This is a genomic window from Pseudoduganella sp. RAF19 (assembly GCF_052114165.1).
In the GTDB taxonomy this organism is placed as follows: Bacteria; Pseudomonadota; Gammaproteobacteria; order Burkholderiales; family Burkholderiaceae_D; genus Rugamonas.
This window is the reverse complement of the sequence record NZ_JBFREF010000001.1, coordinates 144,611-166,607: the sequence shown is the minus strand read 5'-3', so window position 1 is coordinate 166,607 and position 21,997 is coordinate 144,611. Positions and strand designations below refer to the sequence as shown.

At 63.5% G+C, this 21,997-nt stretch carries 22 protein-coding genes; 9 read left to right on the top strand and 13 right to left on the bottom strand.

Translation table 11 applies throughout. The annotated features are described in order from the left end of the window. Window positions 1–27: 27 nt before the first annotated feature. A complete protein-coding gene (gene sppA / locus AB4Z19_RS00835; protein WP_442033921.1) occupies window positions 28–1,890 on the bottom strand; it encodes a signal peptide peptidase SppA in 1,863 nt (620 codons plus the stop codon). A 58-nt stretch (window positions 1,891–1,948) separates the two neighbouring features. Then, complete coding sequence (locus AB4Z19_RS00830) at window positions 1,949–3,418, bottom strand: sodium:solute symporter (protein WP_442025658.1); 1,470 nt, start codon at window positions 3,416–3,418, stop codon at window positions 1,949–1,951. 91 nt (window positions 3,419–3,509) lie between these two features. On the opposite strand from AB4Z19_RS00830, the gene dgt reads away from it, so the two are divergent. The 5 genes from dgt to AB4Z19_RS00805 all read left to right on the top strand — a co-directional run bounded on the left by dgt (window position 3,510) and on the right by AB4Z19_RS00805 (window position 9,504). Continuing rightward, complete coding sequence (dgt, locus tag AB4Z19_RS00825; RefSeq protein ID WP_442025659.1) at window positions 3,510–4,724, top strand: dGTP triphosphohydrolase; 1,215 nt, start codon at window positions 3,510–3,512, stop codon at window positions 4,722–4,724. 79 nt (window positions 4,725–4,803) lie between these two features. After that, complete coding sequence (locus AB4Z19_RS00820; RefSeq protein ID WP_442025660.1) at window positions 4,804–5,463, top strand: DNA-binding domain-containing protein; 660 nt, start codon at window positions 4,804–4,806, stop codon at window positions 5,461–5,463. 9 nt (window positions 5,464–5,472) lie between these two features. Beyond that, on the top strand, window positions 5,473–5,931 hold the full coding sequence (locus AB4Z19_RS00815; protein WP_442025661.1) for a DoxX family protein: 459 nt from the start codon (window positions 5,473–5,475) through the stop codon (window positions 5,929–5,931). A gap of 82 nt (window positions 5,932–6,013) precedes the next feature. Further along, window positions 6,014–6,637: a LuxR C-terminal-related transcriptional regulator gene (locus AB4Z19_RS00810; RefSeq protein ID WP_442025662.1), complete on the top strand. Its 624-nt coding sequence runs from the start codon at window positions 6,014–6,016 to the stop codon at window positions 6,635–6,637. A 35-nt stretch (window positions 6,638–6,672) separates the two neighbouring features. Further along, a complete protein-coding gene (locus tag AB4Z19_RS00805) occupies window positions 6,673–9,504 on the top strand; it encodes an ATP-binding protein (RefSeq protein WP_442033919.1) in 2,832 nt (943 codons plus the stop codon). Here AB4Z19_RS00805 and AB4Z19_RS00800 read toward each other — a convergent pair. From AB4Z19_RS00800 to AB4Z19_RS00785, 4 genes are all read right to left on the bottom strand, one after another. Continuing rightward, a complete protein-coding gene (locus AB4Z19_RS00800; protein ID WP_442025664.1) occupies window positions 9,501–9,866 on the bottom strand; it encodes a hypothetical protein in 366 nt (121 codons plus the stop codon). The genes AB4Z19_RS00805 and AB4Z19_RS00800 overlap by 4 nt on opposite strands. 1 nt (window position 9,867) lies before the next feature. Continuing rightward, window positions 9,868–10,509, bottom strand: coding sequence for a hydrolase (locus tag AB4Z19_RS00795; protein ID WP_442025665.1), 642 nt, complete (start codon window positions 10,507–10,509; stop codon window positions 9,868–9,870). 107 nt (window positions 10,510–10,616) lie between these two features. After that, window positions 10,617–10,976: a hypothetical protein gene (locus tag AB4Z19_RS00790; protein WP_442025666.1), complete on the bottom strand. Its 360-nt coding sequence runs from the start codon at window positions 10,974–10,976 to the stop codon at window positions 10,617–10,619. Window positions 10,977–11,051: 75 nt separating this feature from the next. Further along, the gene (locus AB4Z19_RS00785) at window positions 11,052–12,263 is read right to left on the bottom strand and encodes an MFS transporter (protein ID WP_442025667.1); all 1,212 of its coding nucleotides are present in this window, start codon (window positions 12,261–12,263) and stop codon (window positions 11,052–11,054) included. Between the two features lie 106 nt (window positions 12,264–12,369). Here AB4Z19_RS00785 and AB4Z19_RS00780 point away from each other — a divergent pair, with 106 nt between their 5' ends. Genes AB4Z19_RS00780 through lplT form a run of 3 tightly spaced genes read left to right on the top strand, consistent with a single transcriptional unit; the run spans window position 12,370 to window position 15,071 of the window. After that, on the top strand, window positions 12,370–12,585 hold the full coding sequence (locus AB4Z19_RS00780; RefSeq protein WP_442025677.1) for a DUF3820 family protein: 216 nt from the start codon (window positions 12,370–12,372) through the stop codon (window positions 12,583–12,585). Window positions 12,586–12,597: 12 nt separating this feature from the next. Further along, window positions 12,598–13,839 (top strand): dipeptidase, encoded by a 1,242-nt coding sequence (locus AB4Z19_RS00775; RefSeq protein WP_442033917.1) that lies wholly within the window; start codon window positions 12,598–12,600, stop codon window positions 13,837–13,839. Further along, entirely contained in the window at window positions 13,836–15,071 is a 1,236-nt protein-coding gene (lplT, locus tag AB4Z19_RS00770) for a lysophospholipid transporter LplT (RefSeq protein ID WP_442025669.1), read from the top strand. Before AB4Z19_RS00775 ends, lplT begins: the two co-directional genes overlap by 4 nt. Here the strand turns inward: lplT and AB4Z19_RS00765 are convergent. From AB4Z19_RS00765 to AB4Z19_RS00755, 3 genes are read right to left on the bottom strand one after another with little or no spacing between them, the layout of a single operon-like run. Then, a complete protein-coding gene (locus AB4Z19_RS00765) occupies window positions 15,028–15,435 on the bottom strand; it encodes a PPC domain-containing DNA-binding protein (RefSeq protein ID WP_442025678.1) in 408 nt (135 codons plus the stop codon). The two genes, lplT and AB4Z19_RS00765, sit on opposite strands and share 44 nt — an antisense overlap. 2 nt (window positions 15,436–15,437) lie before the next feature. Continuing rightward, window positions 15,438–15,818: a glutaredoxin gene (locus tag AB4Z19_RS00760; protein ID WP_442025670.1), complete on the bottom strand. Its 381-nt coding sequence runs from the start codon at window positions 15,816–15,818 to the stop codon at window positions 15,438–15,440. Window positions 15,819–15,865: 47 nt separating this feature from the next. Beyond that, window positions 15,866–16,282 carry a DUF1810 domain-containing protein gene (locus tag AB4Z19_RS00755; protein ID WP_442025671.1) on the bottom strand — a complete coding sequence of 139 codons (417 nt, stop codon included), beginning with the start codon at window positions 16,280–16,282 and terminating at the stop codon, window positions 15,866–15,868. A 170-nt stretch (window positions 16,283–16,452) separates the two neighbouring features. On the opposite strand from AB4Z19_RS00755, the gene AB4Z19_RS00750 reads away from it, so the two are divergent. Continuing rightward, window positions 16,453–16,785: a KGG domain-containing protein gene (locus AB4Z19_RS00750; protein ID WP_442025672.1), complete on the top strand. Its 333-nt coding sequence runs from the start codon at window positions 16,453–16,455 to the stop codon at window positions 16,783–16,785. Here the strand turns inward: AB4Z19_RS00750 and AB4Z19_RS00745 are convergent. From AB4Z19_RS00745 to AB4Z19_RS00730, 4 genes are all read right to left on the bottom strand, one after another. Then, a complete protein-coding gene (locus AB4Z19_RS00745; RefSeq protein ID WP_442033915.1) occupies window positions 16,782–17,732 on the bottom strand; it encodes a DMT family transporter in 951 nt (316 codons plus the stop codon). The two genes, AB4Z19_RS00750 and AB4Z19_RS00745, sit on opposite strands and share 4 nt — an antisense overlap. A 77-nt stretch (window positions 17,733–17,809) precedes the next feature. Further along, window positions 17,810–19,969 carry a putative bifunctional diguanylate cyclase/phosphodiesterase gene (locus AB4Z19_RS00740; RefSeq protein ID WP_442025675.1) on the bottom strand — a complete coding sequence of 720 codons (2,160 nt, stop codon included), beginning with the start codon at window positions 19,967–19,969 and terminating at the stop codon, window positions 17,810–17,812. Further along, the gene (locus AB4Z19_RS00735; protein WP_442033913.1) at window positions 19,962–20,903 is read right to left on the bottom strand and encodes an EAL and HDOD domain-containing protein; all 942 of its coding nucleotides are present in this window, start codon (window positions 20,901–20,903) and stop codon (window positions 19,962–19,964) included. Before AB4Z19_RS00735 ends, AB4Z19_RS00740 begins: the two co-directional genes overlap by 8 nt. An 87-nt stretch (window positions 20,904–20,990) precedes the next feature. Further along, entirely contained in the window at window positions 20,991–21,935 is a 945-nt protein-coding gene (locus AB4Z19_RS00730; protein WP_442033911.1) for a LysR substrate-binding domain-containing protein, read from the bottom strand. Window positions 21,936–21,997 lie beyond the last annotated feature (62 nt).

Below are 21,997 nucleotides of genomic sequence, written 5' to 3'. Positions count from 1 at the left end.
GTTGATACAAATCTCTTGGCGAGGACCTTAGTCGGGTGAACTGCACAGGCAATGGGTCAGCGCCATGAACGGTTTGCGCTGGGTGGTCAGCTCGTTCAGCCAGTTCAGGTCCTTGGCCATATCCTGCGCCACGCCCAAAGGCATGCCGGTAGGCAACAACGCCAGCTTGGCCTGCTCGCTCACCACTTTCGCCGTCGAACCGCCAAAGAATTCGATCAGACGGTCGACGCGCGACGTTTCGCGTTCGATGTAGACGATACGCGGTTCGCCTTCGATCTTGGCGCGCTTGGCTGCCGATTTCAACGCATCGCCGTAGCTGCCCAGCGTATCGACCAGGCCGCGCTCCTTGGCCTGGGCGCCCGTCCACACGCGGCCCTGGGCCACGGCGTCGATCTTGTCGGGTGTCGTATTGCGTGCCTTGGCGGCGCGGGTGGTGAACTCGGAATAGGTATGGTTGATGGCGCCCTGGATCAGTTGGCCGAAGCGCGGGTCCATCGGACGCAGCGGATTGCCCGCATCGCCCAGCCAGGTGGTGGTCTGGCCGGCCGTGTGGACACCGAGTTTGTCGATCACCTTGTCCACAGTCGGGAACAGTGCGAACACGCCGATCGAACCGGTGACGGTGGCCGGGTCGGCGATCACTTCATCGGCCGACATCGAAATCCAGTAGCCGCCGGAAGCCGCCACATTGCCCATCGAGACAACGACCGGCTTGCCTGCCTTGCGGGTCAGTTCCAGCTCGCGGCGAATCAGCTCAGACGCGAAGGCGCTGCCGCCAGGCGAATCGACACGCAGTACCACGGCCTTGATGCTGCTGTCCTCGCGTGCCAGGCGAATCAGCTTGGAAGTGGACAGGCCGCCAATCGCGCCCGGCTGCGCATTGCCATCGCTGATCTCGCCCACGGCCATCACCACGCCAATCGCATCGCCGGTCAGCTTCGGATGCAGGCGGGCCAGGTAATCATCAAAGCTGACCTGACGGAACGACTTCACGGACGGATCGCTCTCGCCGCGCTTGATCATCAGTTCGCGCAGTTCGTCCTTGGTCTTCAGGCCGTCCACGAATTTGGCCTGCAGCGACACTTTGGCAAGGTCGCCATCGGCATTCTTCACCAGTTCCGGCAAGCTGTTGATGGTCTTCATGACTGCGCCTTCCGGCAGCTTGCGCGCGGTTTCAACCTGCTGGGTGTAGCGCGACCACAGATCGTTGTACAGATACGCATCCGCCTCGGACGCCGCCTGCGACGGACCGTTGGCGATATACGGCTCGGCAAAGCTCTTGTAGGTACCGACGCGCATCAGATTGACGGTCACGCCCAGCTTATCCAGCGCATCGCGGTAGTAATTGCGGTAGTGGCCGAAACCATCCAGCACCACCATGCCCATCGGATGCAGATAGACTTCGTCCGCGTGAATGGCCACCTGGTACTGGCGCTGGTTATAGCTCGCGCCCCAGGCCACCACCTTTTTGCCGCTGGCGCGGAAACGGTCCAGCGCCGCGCCAACTTCGCGCAGCATGGCCTGGCCTCCGCCGTTCATTTCGTCCAGCACCAGCACGGCGCCCGCGATCTGCGGGTCCTTGGCCGCGCTGTCGATCACATTCAGCACATCGCGCAGCTGGATGGACTTGCGCACGTCATTGCCGCTCAGATTAGCCATCAGCGCCTCGCGCGCGCCGCCGGCCGTTTGCTCCACCAGCTGGCCATCCAGGTCCAGCACCAGCATGGTCTTGTTCCCCAGAGGCTTGACGCCGCCGCCAAAGATCAGCACCAGCAAGGTCACCACGATCGCCAGGAAGATCAGATTCATGGTAAAGCGGCGCGTACCGTCCACCGCGCCCCAGAACCAGCTAAAGCCACCGCGGATGTAGGAAAACACAGATCGAGACATCAAAACTCCTAAAGTGGATTGATTTTTATATCACTTTAAGCGAAAAAAGGACTTTTGGTCAGTTTATTGCCAGAACTTCTTCACTCTGGGCCGGAGCGGAAATCAGGAAAAGACCGCCCATCACCAGCAGCCCATTGATGATAAGTAACTCCAGGCCCATGCGGTAGCTGCCAAAGAGGATGTCCTGATACCGGTCAATCAGGGCGCAGATGACGGGACCGGCCAGCACGATGGCGGGTACCCATTTGTCCTGCACTGTGCGGCGGCTCAGGATGCCGAAGGCGAACAGGCCAAGCAATGGACCGTAGGTATAGCCGGCCAGCTTGAGAATCACGCCGATCATGCTGGCGCTGTCGATCCATTTGAAGACCATCACCATCACCAGGAACAGCGCGCAGAAGGCCAGGTGCACGCGATGGCGGATGCGTACGCGCTGCGCTTCCGGCAAATCGTCGCGGCGCTTGAGGCCGAGGATGTCGATGCAGAAGGACGAGGTCAGCGCAGTAATCGCGCCGTCCGCGCTGGGGAACAAGGCGCTGACCAGGGCAATGAAGAAGATCATCTGCACGGCAGCGGGCAGATGGCCCATCACCACGGCCGGGAAGATCTTGTCGCCGGTGGCGGTCACGCCGGCTTGCGGTGCGTACAGGTACAGCAGGCCGCCGAGGAAGAGGAAGGACGCCAGCACGCCGATCAGGATCAGCGTCAAGGTCACCATGTTCTTCTGCGAGCCGCCCAACGTCTTCACCGAGATATTCTTCTGCATCATTTCCTGATCCATGCCGGTCATGGCGATGGTGATGGCGGCGCCGGCCAGCACCTGCTTCCAGAAGTAGGCAGGGCTATCGACATCGGTGGTGATGATCTTCGACAGGCCATGCGCATCCATCTGCGCCAGCGCGCCCGCCAGATCAAGGTGCATCTCGTGCATCAGGAAGATGGTGCAGGTCGCCAGGCCAAGCAGCATGCCAGTGGTTTGCAGCGTATCCGTCCACACGATGGTCTTCACGCCGCCTTCGTAGGTATAGAGCAGGATCATGGCCAGGATGATGGCGTTGGTGAGCCAGAACGGCACGCCTAGGCTGTCGAGAATCGTGGCCTGCAAGATCGCCACCACCAGATACAGGCGCGCGGTGGCGCCCAAGGTGCGCGACAGGATGAAGAAGGCCGCGCCGCTTTGATACGAACGGCGGCCCAGGCGCACATCAAGGTAATGGTAGATCGACGTCAGTTTGAGCTTGTAGTACAGCGGCAGCAGTACGAAGGCCACGGTGAGATAGCCGATCGCATAACCCAGGGTGATCTGCAGATAACCGAAGCCGTCGCGGCCGACCGCGCCGGGCACGCTGATGAAGGTCACTCCGCTCAAGGTGGTGCCGACCATGCCGAACGCCACCAGCATCCAGTTGGAGCTCTTGTTCCCGATGAAGAAGCTGTCGTTATTGGCGTTGCGGGAGGTCCACCACGCTACGCCAAGCAGCAGGCCGAAATAAGCGAGGACCACGAAAAACAGTGAGACTGGTGACATATTTGCATCCAACGTATGATCGATTTCGCGTGCAATATACACCCTCCCCGCACCGGCGCGGCTAGAATGCCAGCAGACCTAAGGACAATCCATGTACTCACAAGACACCATCGCCTTCGCCAAACATCAGGAATCGCTCGTGCTGCCGCTGGAGTATCGCGTGCATGCGCAATCGGATGGGCGCGGTGCGGGCCGTGAGGAATGCATGCGCGATTATGCGCGTGTGCTCTACTCCGCCTCCTTCCGCCGCCTGCAGGGCAAGATGCAGCTGCTGGGCGTGGACGCCAATCAGTTCAACCGCAACCGCCTGACGCACAGCCTGGAAGTAGCGCAGATCGCGCGCTCCATCGCAGCGGACCTGGGCCTGGAACGCACGGTGGTATCGGAAACCTGCTCGCTGGCGCACGATATCGGCAATCCGCCCTTCGGCCATTACGGCGAAAAGATCCTGAACGAACTGGCCGCCGATGTCGGCGGCTTCGAAGGCAATGCACAAGCCTTCCGCATCCTGCGCACGCTGGAGAAAAAGCACCATGCCTACGCAGGCCTGAATCTGACGGTGCGTACGCTGTTCGGCATCACCAAATACTTCCAGCGACGCGACACGCCAAGCGTGAAGAAATTCCTGTACGACGACGACTACGACTTCCTCACGACACAGCTGGCGCAGCACGGCATCACTGTGCGCAAAGGCATCGACGCCCAGATCATGGACCTGGCCGACGAAATCGCCTATGCCGCACATGACGTGGAAGATGCGCTCAGTTTCGGCATCATCACATGGGGCGAGATCCTGCACGAGTTCAGGATCAGCAAGGAGTTCGGGGGCGCCTTCGACCAGTTCTCGGCCATCGCCCACCACGCCCACGAAGAAGCGTTGAAGTGCGAAGCACAGGAAAGCTCGGAGGAATATTCCATCGTACTGCGCAAGGAGCTCACCTCGCAGATCGTGTTCGAGCTTTGCCGGGACATCGGCGAAGTCGATGGCCAGCTTGGCTACCGCACCAAAGGCTTGTTGGCACGCGGCCTGAAAAGCCTGCTGTGGCGGGCGATCCTGCGCAAGAAGGATGTGCAGCTGTATGAGAAGCGCGGCGAGAAAATCATCCGCGGCTTGTTTGAAGTGCTGTCCGACACGCAGTACAACCGCAATGGCATCCTGCTGCCGCGGGAGATCCGCTGCCTGAAGGATTCCCGCGAACGCCTGGTGATCGACTATATCGCGGGCATGATGGATTCCTTTGCCGCGCAGGAGTACGAGAAGTATTTCGGCAAGGGCAGCCTGGATAATATTTACTGGAAGGGTTAAGCAAAACTCCCTCTTCTGCGGGAGGCGAAAAAAGCCGTCTGGCCTCAAGATAACCATGGTGTAAACCTAGGAGATCACGATGCGAGACACCAGCCACCCGCCGTTGATCGGCACGCTGCAATCCACCTATCCCCTGCTGCGCGCCTGGCTCGGCGAAGACCAGTTCCTGCGCGCGGCCACCTGGCACCTGGAACTCAACGCGCCGCACGCGTGGATGCTCGATGCTTGCGCCGACGATTTCGGCCTGACTCTGCGCGAACTGTTCCCCGAGCAGCCGGACCTGCAGGAACTGGCCTGGATCGAACGCGCCCTCGACAACTCCTACCTAGCCGACGACCTGGGTCCGATCGCGCCTGCCAGCCTGGCCGGCATCAACTGGAATACTGTGCATCTGCGCCTGACGCCAACGCTGCAGATCACGCACGCCACCACCAACGCGGCCGATATCTGGTCCGCCATAGAAGCGGGACGCCATCAGCCCAAGGGGCGCCTGCTAGCCAGCCCGAAAGGCTTGCTGGTGTGGCGCCGCCGCTACCTGTCCTGCCTGCGCACCATCGAGCCGCTGGAAGTGGAGGCGATCAGCTGCGTGCAAGCTTTCGGCAGTTTTTCGAATCTGTGCGTCATGCTGAGCGGACAGCTGGGCGAGCGTGAAGGCGTGTCACGCGCAGCCGCCCTGCTCGCCAGCTGGCTTGGCGACGAGCTGGTGACGGGCGTGCATCACCCGCATCAACTGAACTGAGGGGATGCCATGCCAATGACACGCTATCCCGCCCTGTCGGTGCCTACGCGCAGCCACAGCTTGCGTCTGCCCAGTCTGCTGCCGCAGTCCCTGCTGCAGCTGCTGGCGCGCCTTGCCATAGCCTCGGTCTGCCTGTTGTCGGGGCGCGACAAGATGCAAGGGCTGCTGACGCTGAAGCCCGCCACCTATGATCTGTTCCGCCACGAATACGCCCTGCCCCTGATTGCGCCGGAGCTGGCGGCCCAGATAGCAGCGCTGGCCGAACATGTGATTCCGGTCCTGCTGCTGGTGGGCCTGTTTACGCGCTCGACTGCCTTGACCTTGCTGGTCATGACCGTGCTGGTGGAAGTGTTCGTCCATCCTGCCGCCTGGCCGGTGCACCTTATCTGGCTGAGTCTGTTGCTGCCGCTGGTCGCGCACACCGGCGGCCCCGTCTCGCTGGACCATGTGATGCAACGGCAGGATTAACACCAATTAACACCGCTTAACTTGCTGGTTGGATATCCAAAGGACATCATGACTCATCGATGCCTTGTATTGGAGACACCCTATGCAACTCAGCAAACTTAACGTTCACATCATGCGCGGCGATCCTATGATGGTCGCCGGTTTGCACGCCATCCTCAGCGCGCATCCCGATCTGAATGTGACCGTCCATGTGGCCAATCCCGAAGCCCTGCTTGATGCACGCATCGTCGTGACGGATTACGAGTCCGGCCTCGCCGTCGCCCGCAGCGAGGCACAGGACAGCGACAACGCACCGCGCATCCTGATCGTCACCAATCGCCGCCGCGAAGGCGAAGTGCGCCAGGCCATGGACGCGGGCGTGCATGGCTATCTGCTGGAGTGCGGCACCGCGGGCGACCTGGTGTACGCCGTGCGCCAGCTGGATCGCGGCCTCGGCTTCATGAGCGAAGGCGCCCGCCGCGGTCTGGTTGAAAGCCAGCGCCACGCGTCCCTGACCATGCGCGAAACGGACGTGCTGCGTTTGCTTGCCAAGGGCTGGTGCAACAAGTCCATCGCCCGCGAGCTGGATATCGGCCTCGGCACGGTGAAGACCCACGTGCGTGGTCTGATGAACAAACTTGACGCTTCGGCACGCACCGAGGTCGTGGTTGTGGCCGCGCAACGCGGATTAGTGATGCCCGGCACGAGTCCTCAACTTGCATTATGATTGTCATGTATCAGTGATATATCTGCGATGCAGGAATGGCAGAAAGCGACCAAACCACATACTCCGGCCCATCAGCGTCTGCCGATACAGCTTTGCTGTTCGGCGACTTCCGCCTGGTCCCGTCTGAACGCGCCTTGTTCCACCGTGAACAGCCGGTGCGCATCAGCGGGCGCGCCTTCGATTTGCTGCTGGCGCTGGCGGAACGGCCGGGCGAGATCGTCAGCAAGACCGAGCTGATGGCGCGCGCCTGGCCGCGCACCTTTGTGGAAGAAAGCAATCTGCGCGTGCACATCGCCACGCTGCGCAAGCTGCTGTCGCCCGGTGCGGACGGCAAGCCTTATGTCGAAAACGTGGTGGGCCGCGGCTACAGCTTTGTCGCGCCGGTGGCGAGAGCAAGCCGGGGGCACTCTGCCCCGGCGCCCAGCGTGCCGCGCTTGCCAGTGCTGAACAACCGCCTGATCGGGCGCGACGATGTATTGAACGAACTGGTGGAGCAAGTCTCGCTGCGCCGCCTGCTCACGATTGTCGGCACCGGCGGCATGGGCAAGACCGCCCTCGCCGTGGCCGCGGCCCACCAGTTGATGGCGCCTTTCAGCGAGCGCGTGCACTTCCTCGATCTCTCCGCCATCGGCGATGCCTGCCGCCTGCCCACGGCGCTGGCGCTGGCGCTTGGCCTGCCGACCGTCAGCGCCGATCCGGTCAGCGGCATGCTGGACTATCTGCGGCAGGGCGCCACCCTGATCGTGTTCGACAACTGCGAACACATCGTCGACCAGGTTGCGGAACTGGCCGGCCGTCTGCTGCGTGAGACACTGGGCGTGCACATCCTGGCCACCAGCCGCGAAGCGCTGCGCGCCGACGGCGAATGGGTCTACCGCCTGGCGCCGCTGGCCGTACCGCCTTCCAGCATCGGCCCCAGTCTGCTGCCCACCGACGCACTGGCCAGTTTCTCGGCCGTGCAGCTCTTTGTCGAACGCGCCAGCGCCTGCATTGGCGGACTGGCGCTGGGCACGGACGGACTGCGCGCCGTGGTCGAGATCTGCCGGCGCCTCGACGGCATCCCGCTGGCAATCGAACTGGCCGCCGGCCGCGCCGGCTTCTTCGGCGTGCACGGCCTGGCCGAGCGCCTGGCAGACAGCTTCGCCGTGCTGACCAATGGCAGCCGCACTGCCCTGCCCCGCCACCAGACCCTGCGCGCCACGCTGGACTGGAGCCACGCCACGCTGTCAGCACTGGACCGCGCCGTGTTCCGCCGTCTGGGATTGTTCCGCACCAGTTTTACACTGGCGTGCGCGGTGGAAGTGGCGCACTGCCCGTTGTACGCGCGCACCGATGTGGAAGACGCCCTGTCCAATCTGATTGCCAAGTCGCTGCTGACGACGGTGCCGGAAGGAGATCAGGTCAGCTATCGACTGCTGGAGACGACCCGTGCCTACGCGCTCGAAAAGCTGCGCGAAAGCGGCGAGTTTCATGTCGTCGCCGAGCGCGCGGCATTCCATCTGAGCGCCTTGCTGGAACGCGCAGCGCAGGAGCGTGAGCGCGCCGTGCCGCGCGAGTGGCTGGCGCAATACGGGCGCTATCTCGAACACGTAGGCGGCAGCCTTGACTGGGCCTTTGACCTGGGCGGCGACGTGCGCCTGGGTCAGCGCCTGTGCGTGCTCTCGGCGCCGCTATGGGACCAGCTCTCGCTGCTGAACGAGTACGGCGCCCGCCTCGAGAAGGCGCTGAAGGCGGACATCAGCCACTTGCCGCCCGATCCCGCGCTGGAGCTGGAACTGAATCTCGCGCTGGGCGTCACCCTGGCGCATACCGGCGTGGCGGGCGATCCCAGACGCCAGGCGGTGTTTGCGCGCGCGCTGGAACTGGCGATGCAGGGCGAGGACCGCGAAGTGCGGCTGCGCGCACTGTACGGCAGCTTTACCGATGCCACCTGCCGCGCAGACTACCGCGCCGCGCTGGCGCTGGGCGAATGCTACGGCATGGAATGCGCCTACCTGGGCAGCGAGCGCGCCGCCATGAACCACGCCAGCCTGATGGCGCGCGCCCAGTTCTACCACGGCGCGCTGGACGAGGCACGCGACCAGATCGAGTTCCTCAGCAATCATCCCCTCAACACGCACTGCGAACCGGTACCCGAGTTTCAGCTCGTGTCCTGCCTGGCCACGCGCACCGTCCTGTCGCGCATCCTGTGGCTGCAAGGCTTCCCGCAGCGCGCCATGCAATTGGCGTGCGACAGCGTGAACGAGGCAACCCAGCTCAATCACGACGTGTCGATGTGCTTTACCCTGCAACACGCCTGCACCATCGCGGGCTGGAATGGCGACAAGGAAGCGTCCGTGTATTACGCCAGGCTGCTGCAGCAGCAGGGACGCCGCAGCGGCATGCCGCAATGGGAATTCTGGGGGCGGGCCATGTACGCCGCCCACCTGGGGGTCTTCGATCCAGATCATCCGCAGCGGGAAAGCATGGCGGCGCTCAGCCGCAGTCCTTATTTCGGCGCCTGGCAGGCCGACGTCCTGACCACCCTGAACCAGGATATGCTGACTCCACGCGCCATTGCACGCGCCCAGGCCCATCATGCCGGCTGGTGTGAGGCTGAAGTGATGCGCGCCTGGGGCGAATCGCTCTTGCGCGTCGGCGCCGAGGACCGCGCGGAAGACCTGTTCCAGCGTGCGCTGGAGCAGGCCCGCTCGCAGAATGCGCTGGCGTGGGAGCTGCGCGCGGCCATGAGCCTGGCGCGCCTGTGGCTGTCGCAAGAACGCGCCGACGAAGCAGGCGCCCTGCTGCGTCCTGTGCTTGAGCGCTACACCGAAGGCCACAACACCGCCGACCTGCGCGCTGCCGCGGCCCTGCTGCTGCGCTGCTAAGCTGCCTTGTCGTGATTGGCGATAGCCTGCATCATGCGGAACGAGTAAGGATTACCGGCGGCCGCCCGGTCCAGGCTTTCCAGGTCCAGCACCTGCATATGCTGGTGGCCCTCGTCCCCATACACTTCCTTGCGCGGATCGAAGCCCGCGGCCAGCGAATACTCCAGGAAGCGCGCATGGAACTCGGCGTGATCGACGCCGTCCAGCACCAGCATGTGGAAGGATGGCCCGGCGCCCTCGTTGTAGGCGTTGGCGCCGCGCGCGGCCAGGTCCTGCAGGGGCTGCCAGTCGAAGGCATCCGGCGCCTCCGCCCATTGCTCCTGCAAGTCCAGGAACTCACCAATCAAGGCATTGATATTCATGTCACTCCGTGCGGTCGTAACCGAATTGAAGTCCGGCCGTGCCGCCTGTCTCGATAAACAGGTTCATAAAGGCGGGCACCGTTTCCGAACGCTTCCAGTCGCGCTGCAATTCGCAGAACAGCTGGGGCACGCTGATCATCTTGCCGCCCGCCTGCTCGATCCGGCGCAGCGCCATTTCGTGCGCGGCGACCGAAGTGCCGCCGACAGCGTCCGCCACTACATACACTTCGTAGCCTTCACGCAGCGCGTCCAGCGCCGGGAAGGTCAGGCAGGCTTCGGTCCACAGCGCCGTCATGATCAGCTTCTTGCGGCCGGTGGCCTCGACAGCCTTGCGGAATTCTACGTCTTCCCAGGAATTGATGCTGGTGCGGTCATAGGTGGGGAATTCCGCCAGCACCTTGGCCACCTGGTGGATAGGCGGCTTGTTGAGGCCGGTCTTGACGTTGACGGTCGAGTGCACGATGGGCAGGCCGTAGGCCACGGCGGCTTTGGCGGTGCCGACGATATTATTCACGAGCAGCTGGCGGTCCATCGAGGCGATGGAATTCACCTGCACCGGCTGGTAGTCGATGATGATGAAGGCTGAGTTCTGCGGGGTCAGCAGGTCGTCTTTTTTCGGGTCACGGATGGCTTCACTGGTCATGGCAATCTCCTTCAGGGGTTAGGAACTACAAACCCAGTATGGACCGCCAAAACACAAACTTGTAGGCTTGATATCCGGACTGATCGTTCCATTTCAGGAACGATGAGCTAGTAGATGTTCATGTAGATGGCCAAAATCATCCCAATTAGACCCAATAAAGCGCCAAACATTGCCGCCACAATGAAGGCGGCGGTGGGCCAGCCCCAGATCAGGGCAACGGCGCCGCCGCTCAGGGCGCCGATCAGGGCACGCAGCAGCGGGCTGCTTTCGAGGCGGATATCGGATTCGCCATCGAAAGCCAGGATGCCCGTGGCGATGAACGTCAGGCAGGAAAAACTCGACAGGACGCGGGTGAATTGGGCATACGAGCCGCGGTCGAACAAGGCGTGCGTGGCGGCGTAAATCGACATCACGACACTGATCAATCCCATCACCAGCGTCACCTGCATCATCAACCGAGGGCGCATTCCGGCTCCTTTGCGTGGGGATACCCGTCCGATTTTAGGGTTCTCCACGGAGCCGGCTTTGCGAAAAGACAAACCTTAATGCGCGGCTACGCGTGCTTCGCGGCGCACGCCTGCCGCTGCCGGACGCGGATTCAATGCATCCAGACGGCCGCTCAGTGCCGTCAAGCCGTAAGCGCCCAGCACCACCAGCGCGCCGATCCAGCCGGTGTGCTCCAGACCCAGTTTGTCGACGATCAGACCACCGCCCCAGGCGCCACCGGCGATGCCCAGATTGAACGCCGCGATATTCAGGCCGGACGCCACGTCCACGGCGCGCGGCGTGAAGTGTTCCGCCTGCTGCACCACATACACCTGCAGGCCGGCCACATTACCGAAGGCCACGGCGCCCCAAAGCAGCACGGTCAGCACCACCAGCGGCTTGCTCGGCGCAGTAAAGGTCAGCGCCAGCAGCACCACAGCCAGACCAAGGAAAATGATTTTCAGGGCGCTGATCGGACCACGTTTATCGGCCAGCTTGCCGCCCCAGATATTGCCGACGGCGACCGACACGCCATACACCAGCATCACCAGGCCGACGGCGTTGGAACCGAAACCCGCCACGCGCTCCAGGATCGGCGCCAGATAGGTGAAGGCGATGAAGGAGCCGCCGTAGCCCACCGCCGTCATGGCGTACACCAGCAGCAGGCGCGGTTGGCCCAGCACCTGCATCTGCGCCAGCAGCGAGGCCGGTTTCTGGTGCTGGATATTACGCGGCACGAACAGCAGGCTGCCGATGAAGGCGATCACGCCCAGCAGGGACACGGCCAGGAAAGTCTCGCGCCAGCCGAAGTGCTGGCCGATGAAGGTCCCCAGCGGCACGCCCGTCACCAGGGCCACGGTCAGGCCGGTGAACATGGTGGCAATCGCGCTGGCGGCTTTCTCTTTCGGCACCAGCGACGTCGCAATGGTCGAACCGATGGAGAAGAACACGCCGTGCGCCAGGCCGGTCAGAATGCGTGCGGCAATCAGCGAGGTATAGCCGGGCGCCTGCCAGGCCAGCAGATTACCGGCCGTGAACAGCACCATCAGGGACAGCAGCAGCGCCTTGCGCGGGATTTTGCCGCTGAGGGCGGTCAGCACGGGAGCGCCGACGGCCACGCCCATGGCGTACAGGCTGACCAGCAGGCCGGCCGACGGCAAGGTCACGCCGAGGTCGGCGGCAATGGTGGGCAACAGGCCGACAATCACAAATTCTGTTGTCCCGATGGCAAAAGCACTTATAGTTAGGGCAAGTAGTGCAATGGGCATGACAAAAACTCCTTGTAAAGTTGATGTCGTGCAGTATCCTGTGCATCTTTTTCGCGAAAAAGATGTCGCGGGACATAAGTTTTCTGACTCAAACGCAAGAATAACGATGAATTCCGAATTCCTCGCCCTGTTATTGGTCCGGGAAATGCCCTATGGCAAGTATAAAGGCCGTGTGATCGCCGACTTGCCGGGCCATTACCTGGGCTGGTTCGCCCGCGAGGGGTTCCCGAAAGGCGAGCTGGGCGCGCTGTTGGCGCTGATGTATGAACTCGACCATAATAATTTGCGCAGCCTGCTCGATCCGCTGCGTTCGCACCGATAGGAGACGTACCTGATGCTGTTCAACCGAGCCATGCTGCTCGCGCTCGCGCTGCCCCTGGGCGCGCACGCCGCGACAGCCACTCCGGCCGATGATGCCGCCCTGCGCCACGCCAAAGCCCTGCTCGCCCGTTCGCCCCTGATCGACGGCCACAACGATCTGCCCTGGGCCATCCGCGAATCCAAAGAGCATCCGATGGATCTCGACGCCAACGACCTGCGCAAGCCCATGCCGCAGGAAACCGATCTGGCGCGCCTGAAGCAAGGCCAGTTGTCGGCGCAGTTCTGGAGCGTGTATGTGCCGGGTGAGCTGAAGGATGGCTGGGCCAAGACCCAGCTGGAACAGATCGACCTGGCGCGCCGCATGATCGAGCGCTATCCGGAACGTCTGCTGTTCGCCACCCGCAGCAGCGATATCGAGAAAGCGCGCAAGCAAGGCAAAGTCGCCAGCTTCCTCGGCATGGAAGGCGGCCACGTGATCGAAAACAGCCTGGGCGCCCTGCGCGCCTACTACGACCTCGGCGCGCGCTACATGACCCTGACCCACAACGTCACCCTGGACTGGGCCGACGCTGCGCTGGGCGAACGCAAACACGGCGGCCTGACGCCTTTCGGCAAAGAGGTCGTACGCGAAATGAACCGCCTGGGCATGCTGGTGGACCTGAGCCACGTCAGCGCCGAAGTCATGAATCAGGCGCTGGATGTCAGCGAAGCGCCGGTGATCTTCTCCCACTCCAGCGCCCGCGCGCTAAACGACCATCCACGCAACGTGCCGGACGAAGTCCTGAAGCGCATGCCGGCCAATGGCGGCGTGGTGATGGTGACCTTCGTGCCGGGCTTCGTATCGCCCGCCGTGCGCGCATGGCATGAAGGCCTGAAAAATGCCCTCGGCGACGCCAAGCCTGACAGCGCGGAGTTCGCCGCGCGCAAAGCCGCCTACGAAGGCAACGCCGGTCCGGCGCCGAAAGCCACGCTGAAGCAGGTGGCCGATCATATCGACTACATCGCCAAGGTGGCCGGCCACGATCACGTGGGCCTCGCTGGCGACTACTACGGCGCCGAGAATCCGGTGGGCCTGGAAGACGTCTCTAAATATCCCGACCTGTTCGCGGAATTGATCCGCCGCGGCTGGAGCGATGCCGATCTGGCCAAGCTGGCGGGCGGTAACCTGATCCGCGCCTTCGCACAGGCCGAGAAAGTCGCCGCGAAACTGCAAAAGGAACGCAGCCCAAGCCTGGCTAAGGTGGCCGCCGAATGAAGCGCGGCTTTTACGTCATCATGGCGGCGCAGTTCTTCTCTTCGCTCGCCGACAACGCCATGTTCATCGCCTGCATCGCGTTCCTCACGGCGCTCAACGCGCCGGACTGGATGACGCCGATGCTGCAGCTGTCCTTCGTGCTGTCCTACGTGCTGCTGGCCGCCTTTGTTGGCGCCTTCGCCGACGCCTTCCCGAAAGGCAAAGTCATGTTCGTCACCAACCTGGTGAAGATCATCGGCTGCGCCACCATGTTCGCGCACGCACATCCCCTGCTGGCTTACGGCATCGTCGGTCTCGGTGCGGCAGCCTATTCGCCCGCCAAATACGGCATCCTGACCGAGCTGCTGCCGGCGGAACAGCTGGTCGCAGCAAACGGCTGGATCGAGGGCCTGACCATTGCGTCAACCATCTTCGGCGTCGTGCTGGGCGGTTTGCTATCCGCCAATCCCCACGTGGCTGCGCTGTTGATGAGCATTGATGTTCCGGGCGTGACCTTCTTCGATTCGCCGGCCGAAGCGGGGCTGGCCGTCATCATGGGCATTTACGTGCTGGCCGCCCTGTTCAACCTGAAGATCGCCGACACCAAGGCGCGCTACGCCAAGCAGGCCATGAATTTCCGCGCGCTGGTGGCCAGCTTCACCCACGCTTGCAGCGTGCTGTGGCGCGACCGTCTGGGCCAGATCACGCTGGCCGTGACGACCCTGTTCTGGGGCGCGGGCATGGTGCTGAAGATTATCGTGCTGCGCTGGGGCGAAGAAGCGCTCGGCCTGACACTGGACAAAGCGGCCACGTTGCAAGGCGTGTTCGCGATCGGCGTGGCAGGTGGCGCCGTGATGGCGGCGCGCTGGGTGTCGCTCAAACGTTCGCTGTCCGTGATGTGGGTGGGTGCGCTGATGGGTGCAACCGTCACGCTGATGACGCTGGTGCACAGTCTCTGGATGGCGTATCCGCTGCTGGTCTTTATCGGCGCGCTGGCCGGCTTCTTTGTGGTGCCGATGAACGCTCTGCTCCAGCATCGCGGCCATGTGCTGATGAGCGCGGGGAATTCCATCGCGGTGCAGAACTTCAACGAGAACGTGTCCATCCTCGCCAGCCTGTTGCTTTACGCCGCCATGCTGAAAATGGATGTGGGCCTGAACACCACCATCGTCGTCTTCGGCATGCTGGTGGCGGGCTCCATGCTGGCCATTATTGGCCGCTACTTCGCCACGGGCGCACCACAAGTTCACTGAAGCCCGTGGCCGCATCATGCTCGCGTGCGAAGGCGTGCGCGGGCAGCAGCGCCAGCAGCAATTCCGCCGTGGTGCGCACGATGCAGCCTGCCGCCACATGGCCGCCGTAGACGCGGCCTGCCGCATCCGCTACCGACATATGCAGGTGTGCGCCGTCCGGCGCCACCGATCCCGCCACCGTCAGAATTTCGAAATCGCCGCGCAGCTCGGTAGGCGCCGGCAAGCCGGCGTAGCGCAAGCGCGCCACACTCAGGCTGCCAATGCCCTGCAGCAGAAACGCCGCGCCTGCACCAGCCGGCAGCGCCGCCTCAACGCAGGCGCGCAGATCGTCGCCTGGTGACAGACGGAGCGGCAGCGCTTGCATCGTCATGCCGGCAGGCGCGGCGCCGACAACGCCGTCCACTCGCCGCTGTCGGCCAGGCGCTGGAGATCGGTGAAGCCGCCGATCAGCGTGCCGTTCACGAAGATCATCGGGAAGGTCGGCCAGCCGCTCCACATCTTCAGCGCCAGGCGCGGCTTCCATTCGCTCAGGTAACTGCCGTATTCCAGATAGGTGTACTGCGTGCCCAGGCTGTCGAGCAGCTTGCGGGCCTTGCGCGGAAAAGGATTCTGGCGCATGCCGACCACCACCACCGTATTCGCGGCAATCGCCGCCTGCACTTGCGCCACCACGTCGGCATGGAATTTCCCCATGCGCTCGCGGATGGCGGGATGGATGCGGACGTCTTCTAAAACTTTGCGGCTCATGCGGGCTCCTGAATCGGATGGGTAATGCCGCCAATGTAACTGGAGCTTCAGAGCCTGTCCAGCGTGGCCGGGTCGGGCTGGCCGCCGTAGTATTTGTCCAGGCAATCGGTGAATAGTTTCTCGTCCGGCGCGGCTTGCGCGAACAGCGTCAGCGATGAACGGAATTTCATGTCGTCGGGCGAACCGAAGATGGTGTGGGCCGATGCGCCCTCGACTGCCAGCACCAGCGCGCAGCACTCGCGCAGGCGCGCGCCGAGCAGTGGGTGCGCCAGATATGCGCGCGCTTCCGCCAGGCCGGAGATCGCGTAGCGCTCGGCCATGGCACTGAAGCCGAGGCCCGCGATCTGCGGAAAGATGAACCACATCCAGTGGCCGCGCTTGCGTCCCGCCGCCAGCTCGGATTGAACGGAACCATATGCCGCCTGCTGCGCTTCAACGAACCGCTGGAGATTGAAGTCGTCCATTTTGCCCTCCTGTCGTGTTACTTTTCAGTGAGCCATTGTCCTACAGATCCCTGTCGCGTGGTCTTATTAAAGGTGCACACCACACCGCCTAACATGAAGCCCTCTTTCAACGATCTGTGACAGGGATCAGCGAAGGAATGCAATGTTTATCGACTACTGAGGAGAGAATCATGGCATCATCCAATCAAGGCGGCAACAAACAAAGTGGCGACACCAGCAACCGCGGCTTCGCTTCCATGGACCCGCAAAAGCAGCGTGAAATCGCCAGCGAAGGCGGCCGCGCAGCGCACGCATCCGGCAACGCACACGAGTTCAGCTCGGAAGAGGCGCGTAAAGCCGGCAGCATGAGCCACAAGAACGACGGCAATAAACAGTCGGGCTCCAGCGGTTCGGGCAGCTCCGGTGGCAGCCGTCAAAGCAGCGGCGGCGGCACCCGCGGCGGCACGCCTGAACAGCATGCCGAAGCAGGCCGCCAAAGCCACAAGAACGATGACAAGCGTTAAACGCGCCGCGCCATCGATGCGCCCAGGCGCATGAGTTCACACCACAAGTGAACCCGGGACGCCGCCCTGCCGGGGCGGCGTTCCAGCAAGCCGATCGTCAAAGCAGAACCCAGCAGGACCACCGCGCAGCTGCCCAGCATTTGCAGGGTAAATGGCTCGTGCAGGAAGACCGTCCCCCACAGCACACCGAATACCGGAATCAGGAACAGCGCGCTCATGGCACGGCTGGCGCCCAGTCGCGCGATCAGCCCAAAGAACAGCACGTACACCAGCGTGGTGCACACGGCGGCCAGCGTCAGCACGGCGCCCCATGCTTTGGCCGACGGCGTGTGGGCGGGCCACAGCAGCACGGCGGGTCCGACCAGCAGCACAGCAGCAGTCAGCTGGCTTCCGGCCGCCACGGCGAGTGGCGGCACGTCAGCCAAAAATCGTTTGGTGAAATTGCCGGACACGCCGTACAGCATGGTCGCGCTCAGGCAGGCCAGCGCCGCCGCCAGTGTCGGAATCATCTCGGCCGTCCCCAGATGCAGCTTGCCGCCGACCAGCAGCACTACGCCGCCGAAGCCGATGCATAAGCCGCCCATGCGCTGCACGGTCAGCTGTTCGCCTAGCCAGATCGCGCCGATCAGGGTGGCGAACAGCGGCGTGGTCGCGCTCAGGATCGACGACAGCCCGGCGGGCAGCGTCAGGGCCGCGTAATTGAAGAGCAGGAAGGGCAAGGCGGCGTTGGTGACGCCGACGAATGCGATCGGCTTCCAGTGGCGGCGCAGTGCCGCCCATTGACCGCGCCACAGCAGCAGCGGCAACATCATCAGCGCGGCTGCGACAGCGCGCACGCCCGCCATGGCAGCCGCGCCAAACTCCGGCGCGCCAACACGAATGAACAGATAGGAGGCGCCCCAGATGGCTGCCACCGACACAAGACTCAGGGTATCGCTACGCTTCATGACTGCCCCTTTCAATTTCGATTGGGGCCATTCTGAGCTGATTCATGGCTCCATAGAAGAGCCATCGATAGTGAATTTTATAGAGCCAGCGAAGCCTGGCGGCTACCGAAGGCGAGGCGCTTGCCCTCGCGTAGCATGCGTTCGAAATCGGCCGCGGGAACGGGCTGGCTGAAGAGGTAGCCCTGCAGCTGGTCGCAGCCCAGCTCGCGCAGGAAGGCCATCTGCTCGGCGGTTTCCACGCCCTCCGCCACGATTTCCTGGCGCAGCTGCTGGGCCATGGTGACGATGGCGCGCGCGATGGCGCAGTCGTTTTCTTCGTAAGGCAGGCCGACCACGAAAGCGCGGTCGATCTTCAAGGTACTGATGGGGAATTTCTTCAGATAGGCCAGGCTGGAATAGCCGGTGCCGAAGTCGTCCAGCGCCAGCGCCAGGCCCATGGCGACCAGCTGGTTCATGATGGCGATGACTTTGTCGGCGCCGCGCACCAGCAGGCTTTCCGTGATCTCCAGCATCAGCTGCTCGGCCTGCACGCCATGGCGCCTCATGGCTTCGGCCACGCGCTCCGGCAGCTTGTCGTCGAACTGGCGGGCGGACAGGTTGACGGCCACCGGCGGCATCATCAGGTTGGCGTCCTTCCAGGCGCTGATCTGGCGGCAGGCTTCGTCCAGCACCCACAGGCCCAGTTCCTGGATCAGCCCCGTTTCCTCCGCTACCGGAATGAAGACGCCCGGCGACACCAGCCCGCGCACGGGATGGCGCCAGCGCAGCAGCGCTTCCGCGCCCACGATGCGCCCACTGCGCAAGCTCACCTTCGGCTGGTAGTACAGCAGCAGTTCATCGTTGGCCAGCGCTTGCCGCAGTTCGCTCTCGATACGCAGGTGCTCCTTGGCGCGCTGATTCATTTCTTCGCTGTAGAACAGCAGGCCAGGATCGGGCGTTTGCGAGGCGCGCGCCATGGCGGTTTCAGCGCCGCGCACCAGTGCCGGCGCGTCCTGCGCATCTTCCGGCCACACCGCGATGCCGATGTGGGCGTTGACCTGCAGGCGGTGCGGCCCCACTTCGATCGGCTGCGCCAGCGCCTGCATCAGTTTTTGCGCCACGATGGCCGCGTGCTCGCGCTTCTCGATTTGCGGCAAGGCCGCGGCGAATTTGCCCCCATCCAGCCTGGCCAGAATGTCTTCGTCGCGCAGCACCTGGCGGAACACGCGGGCGATTTCCACCAGCAGCGCGTTGCCTGTTTCGTAGCCAAGGGTATCGCTGATGGCGCCGAGGCGGCTCAATTCGATCACCAGCAGCGCGCCGTGCTCATTGCTGCGGCGCGCTTCCGCCATCGACTGGTCGATCAGCTGCGTCAGCAGGCCCAGATTGGGCAGGCCGGTCAGGCTGTCGTAGTTGACCATGCGCTGCATGCGCGCTTCGGCGTCCTTGTGCACGCTGATGTCGGAGAACAGCGAGAAGGTGTGGCTGATGGCGCCCGCGTCGTCGCGCACCGCGCTGATGGTGACCGATTGCGGGAACAGCTCACCGTTCTTGCGTTTGCCGATAATCTCGCCCCGCCATGGACCCGCACCGGCCATGGCGGCGCGCACCTTGGCGCGGAATTCCGCATCGTGCACGCCGGAGCGCAGCAAGTCGGGGGTGCGGCCGATCGCTTCGGCCGGGGTGTAGCCGGTGATGCGCGTGAACGCGCCATTGATGGAGACGATATGCTCGTGCGCATCGGTAATCAGCACGCCCTGGTCGCTGTCCTCAATGATGCGCGCATGCAGGCTGTTCTTCTCTTCCGTCGACAAGCCCGCATTGACGGGCGCCAGCTTGACGCGCATGCCGATGGCGCTGCCCGCCTCATCATGCGCCAGCGAGATCGCGGCACGCACCCAGATCACTTCACCGGACTTTTTGCGGCGGCGGACTTCGGTCACCGCGTTATCCGCTTCCAGCACCAGCTCCGCAATATTGCCGCCTTCATCGTCGTCCGTGTAGAGGAAGAGGATGTGCTGGCCCAGCGCTTCCTGCGCCGTGTAGCCGAACAGACGCACCGCGCCTTCGTTCCAGCCGGTGAGGTAGCCGGCCAGATCCAGCTCAAGCACGGGCGGTGGCGGCGCCGGCGGATATTGCAGGCGCAGCTCGGCCAGCGCCACCTCCAGGCTGGCCAGCGTGGCGGCCAGCTCCTCGCCCTGCTGGCTGCGCGCCAGCGCGCTCAAAGCCTGGCAGCGGGAGATGGCGTCATCAGCCATTAGATGGCACCTCGGCGGTCACTTCCAGCATCCACAACGTGGCGTCGGCCACGATGGCATTGAATTCGGCGGCAGACAATTGCAGCGCATCGAGTCGCCGCGTCACATCGGCAAACTCGCCGCGTTCCGCTGCTTCGGCCAGCGACAGCAGCTCGCCTACCTCGCCCGCCTTGTGCAGCAAGGCTTGCTGGGCCGCGTCGCCGATATGTAAAGGCGCCAGCAGCTGCTCCAGCGGCACGCCGAACAGGACGCCGAGCAGCGAGAACATGCCTGTCATGAAAGCCTGCTCCTGCGCGGCCTTGCCCTGGCCCGTCGCACGCGCCAGCAACTCCAGCATGCGCGCCCGTACCGACACGCGCGCCAGCAGCATGGGCGAGCGCATATCGTCTTCGCGTGCCGCGAACAGCATCAGATTAAGCCAGCGCCGCAACTGGGCGCGGCCAAGAATCAGGATGGCCTGGTTAAAACTGGTGATCTTGCGTTGCAGACCGAGGCCCAGCGAGTTGACCAGCTTCAGCAAGTGATAGGACAGCGTTGGATCGCGCCGCAGTACGGCTTCGATTTCGACGTTTTCCGCATCGTTGGTGACCAGCTGGACCAGCTGCAGGGCCAGCGCACGCGAAGCAGCCTGGCTGCCGCTCGGGCGTTCGGGTGGCTGCAGCGCCCAGTCGCCTTCGATCAGTTTGACCCCGGCTGCGGGCGAGCCGAAGGCGCCGTCCGCATGCAGCACCTCGTCTTCGGCCAGCGGCTGCCAGCCTGCGGCGGGCGGCGCCGCATCGGCGCGGAAATAGCATGGCAGCTGCTGCGCCAACTGGCCCAGCGTCTCCGGCAAGCCCTCCTGCGGCGCTCCCGAAAACACGAGCGCGGCCGGCTTGCCCTGCCGGTCTGCGAGCAGGTTCAGGAAGACTGGCGATGCGGCGTGCGAGGCGTTCATTACGGGCGGCGGAAGGCGATGATGAATTCCCCTATAGTACCTTGAAACAGTTGGCCGACGTCAACACTACTCATGGTAGATGCACGCTCAGGTGACCGGGCCTTGATTAAAAGCAATTCCGGGCAAGTGGAGGCACAAACGGTCGAACAGTCCCGGCACTTGCATGCGCTTCAGCCACCACTCCAGGCCCGCGCCAGTTTCGTTCGTGCGCCAGGCCAAATAGAAGGTTTCGTCCGGCTTGGGTTCCTCCACTTGCTTCTCGACCAGCAGGCCCGCCAGGATGGCGGCGCGGGCGCATTGCTGCGGCAGGAAACCGAAACCCAGGCCACCGATCTGGTAGTCGAACTTGGCCTGCATGGTCGGCACCGTCAGGCTGTCCTGCCCCATCAGCACACCGACCGTGCGGGCCGCGGACTGGCGCGAGGAATCGGCCATCACTACGGCACGATGGTACTGCAACTGTTCCCGCCCTAGTGGCCCCGCCTCGGCCGCCAGCGGATGATGTGGCGCCACGCAGAACACCCATTTCAGGCTGCCGATCGGCTGCGAAATATAGCCGCCGCCCGCCGGGCCATCGCCGGGGGCGCCAACGATCAGGTCGACACGCCGGTCCAGCAAGGCTTCCCAGCTGCCGGACAAGGCCTCCTGCACCACCCGCAGGCGGGTCTGGTGCGCCACCTGATAGAAGGCATGCACGTCCTCGCGCAGCACGGCGGCGGTGAACATGGAATCGATGCCGACGGCGAGTTCGGTCTCCCAGCCGGACGCCACACGGCGCACGCGGTGCTCCAGGTCTTGCGCGGCTTTCAGCAGGTAGCGGCCCTCCTTCAGCAATTCGCGTCCGGCGTCGGTCAGCTCCACGCGCGGGCCGATGCGCTGGAACAACTGGACGCCCAGCTCATCCTCCAGCTTGGCGACCGTGTAAGAGATGGTCGATGGCACGCGGTGCATTTCCTTGCCCGCGGCGGAAAACGATCCGCGGCGGTCGATGGCGTCCATGATTTCCAGGGCATCCAGGCTAAGTCTGAGCATGTTCGATTTTTTGGATGATAGAACGGTAAATTATCCGTTTTTCAATTGCAGAAGTGCTCTCT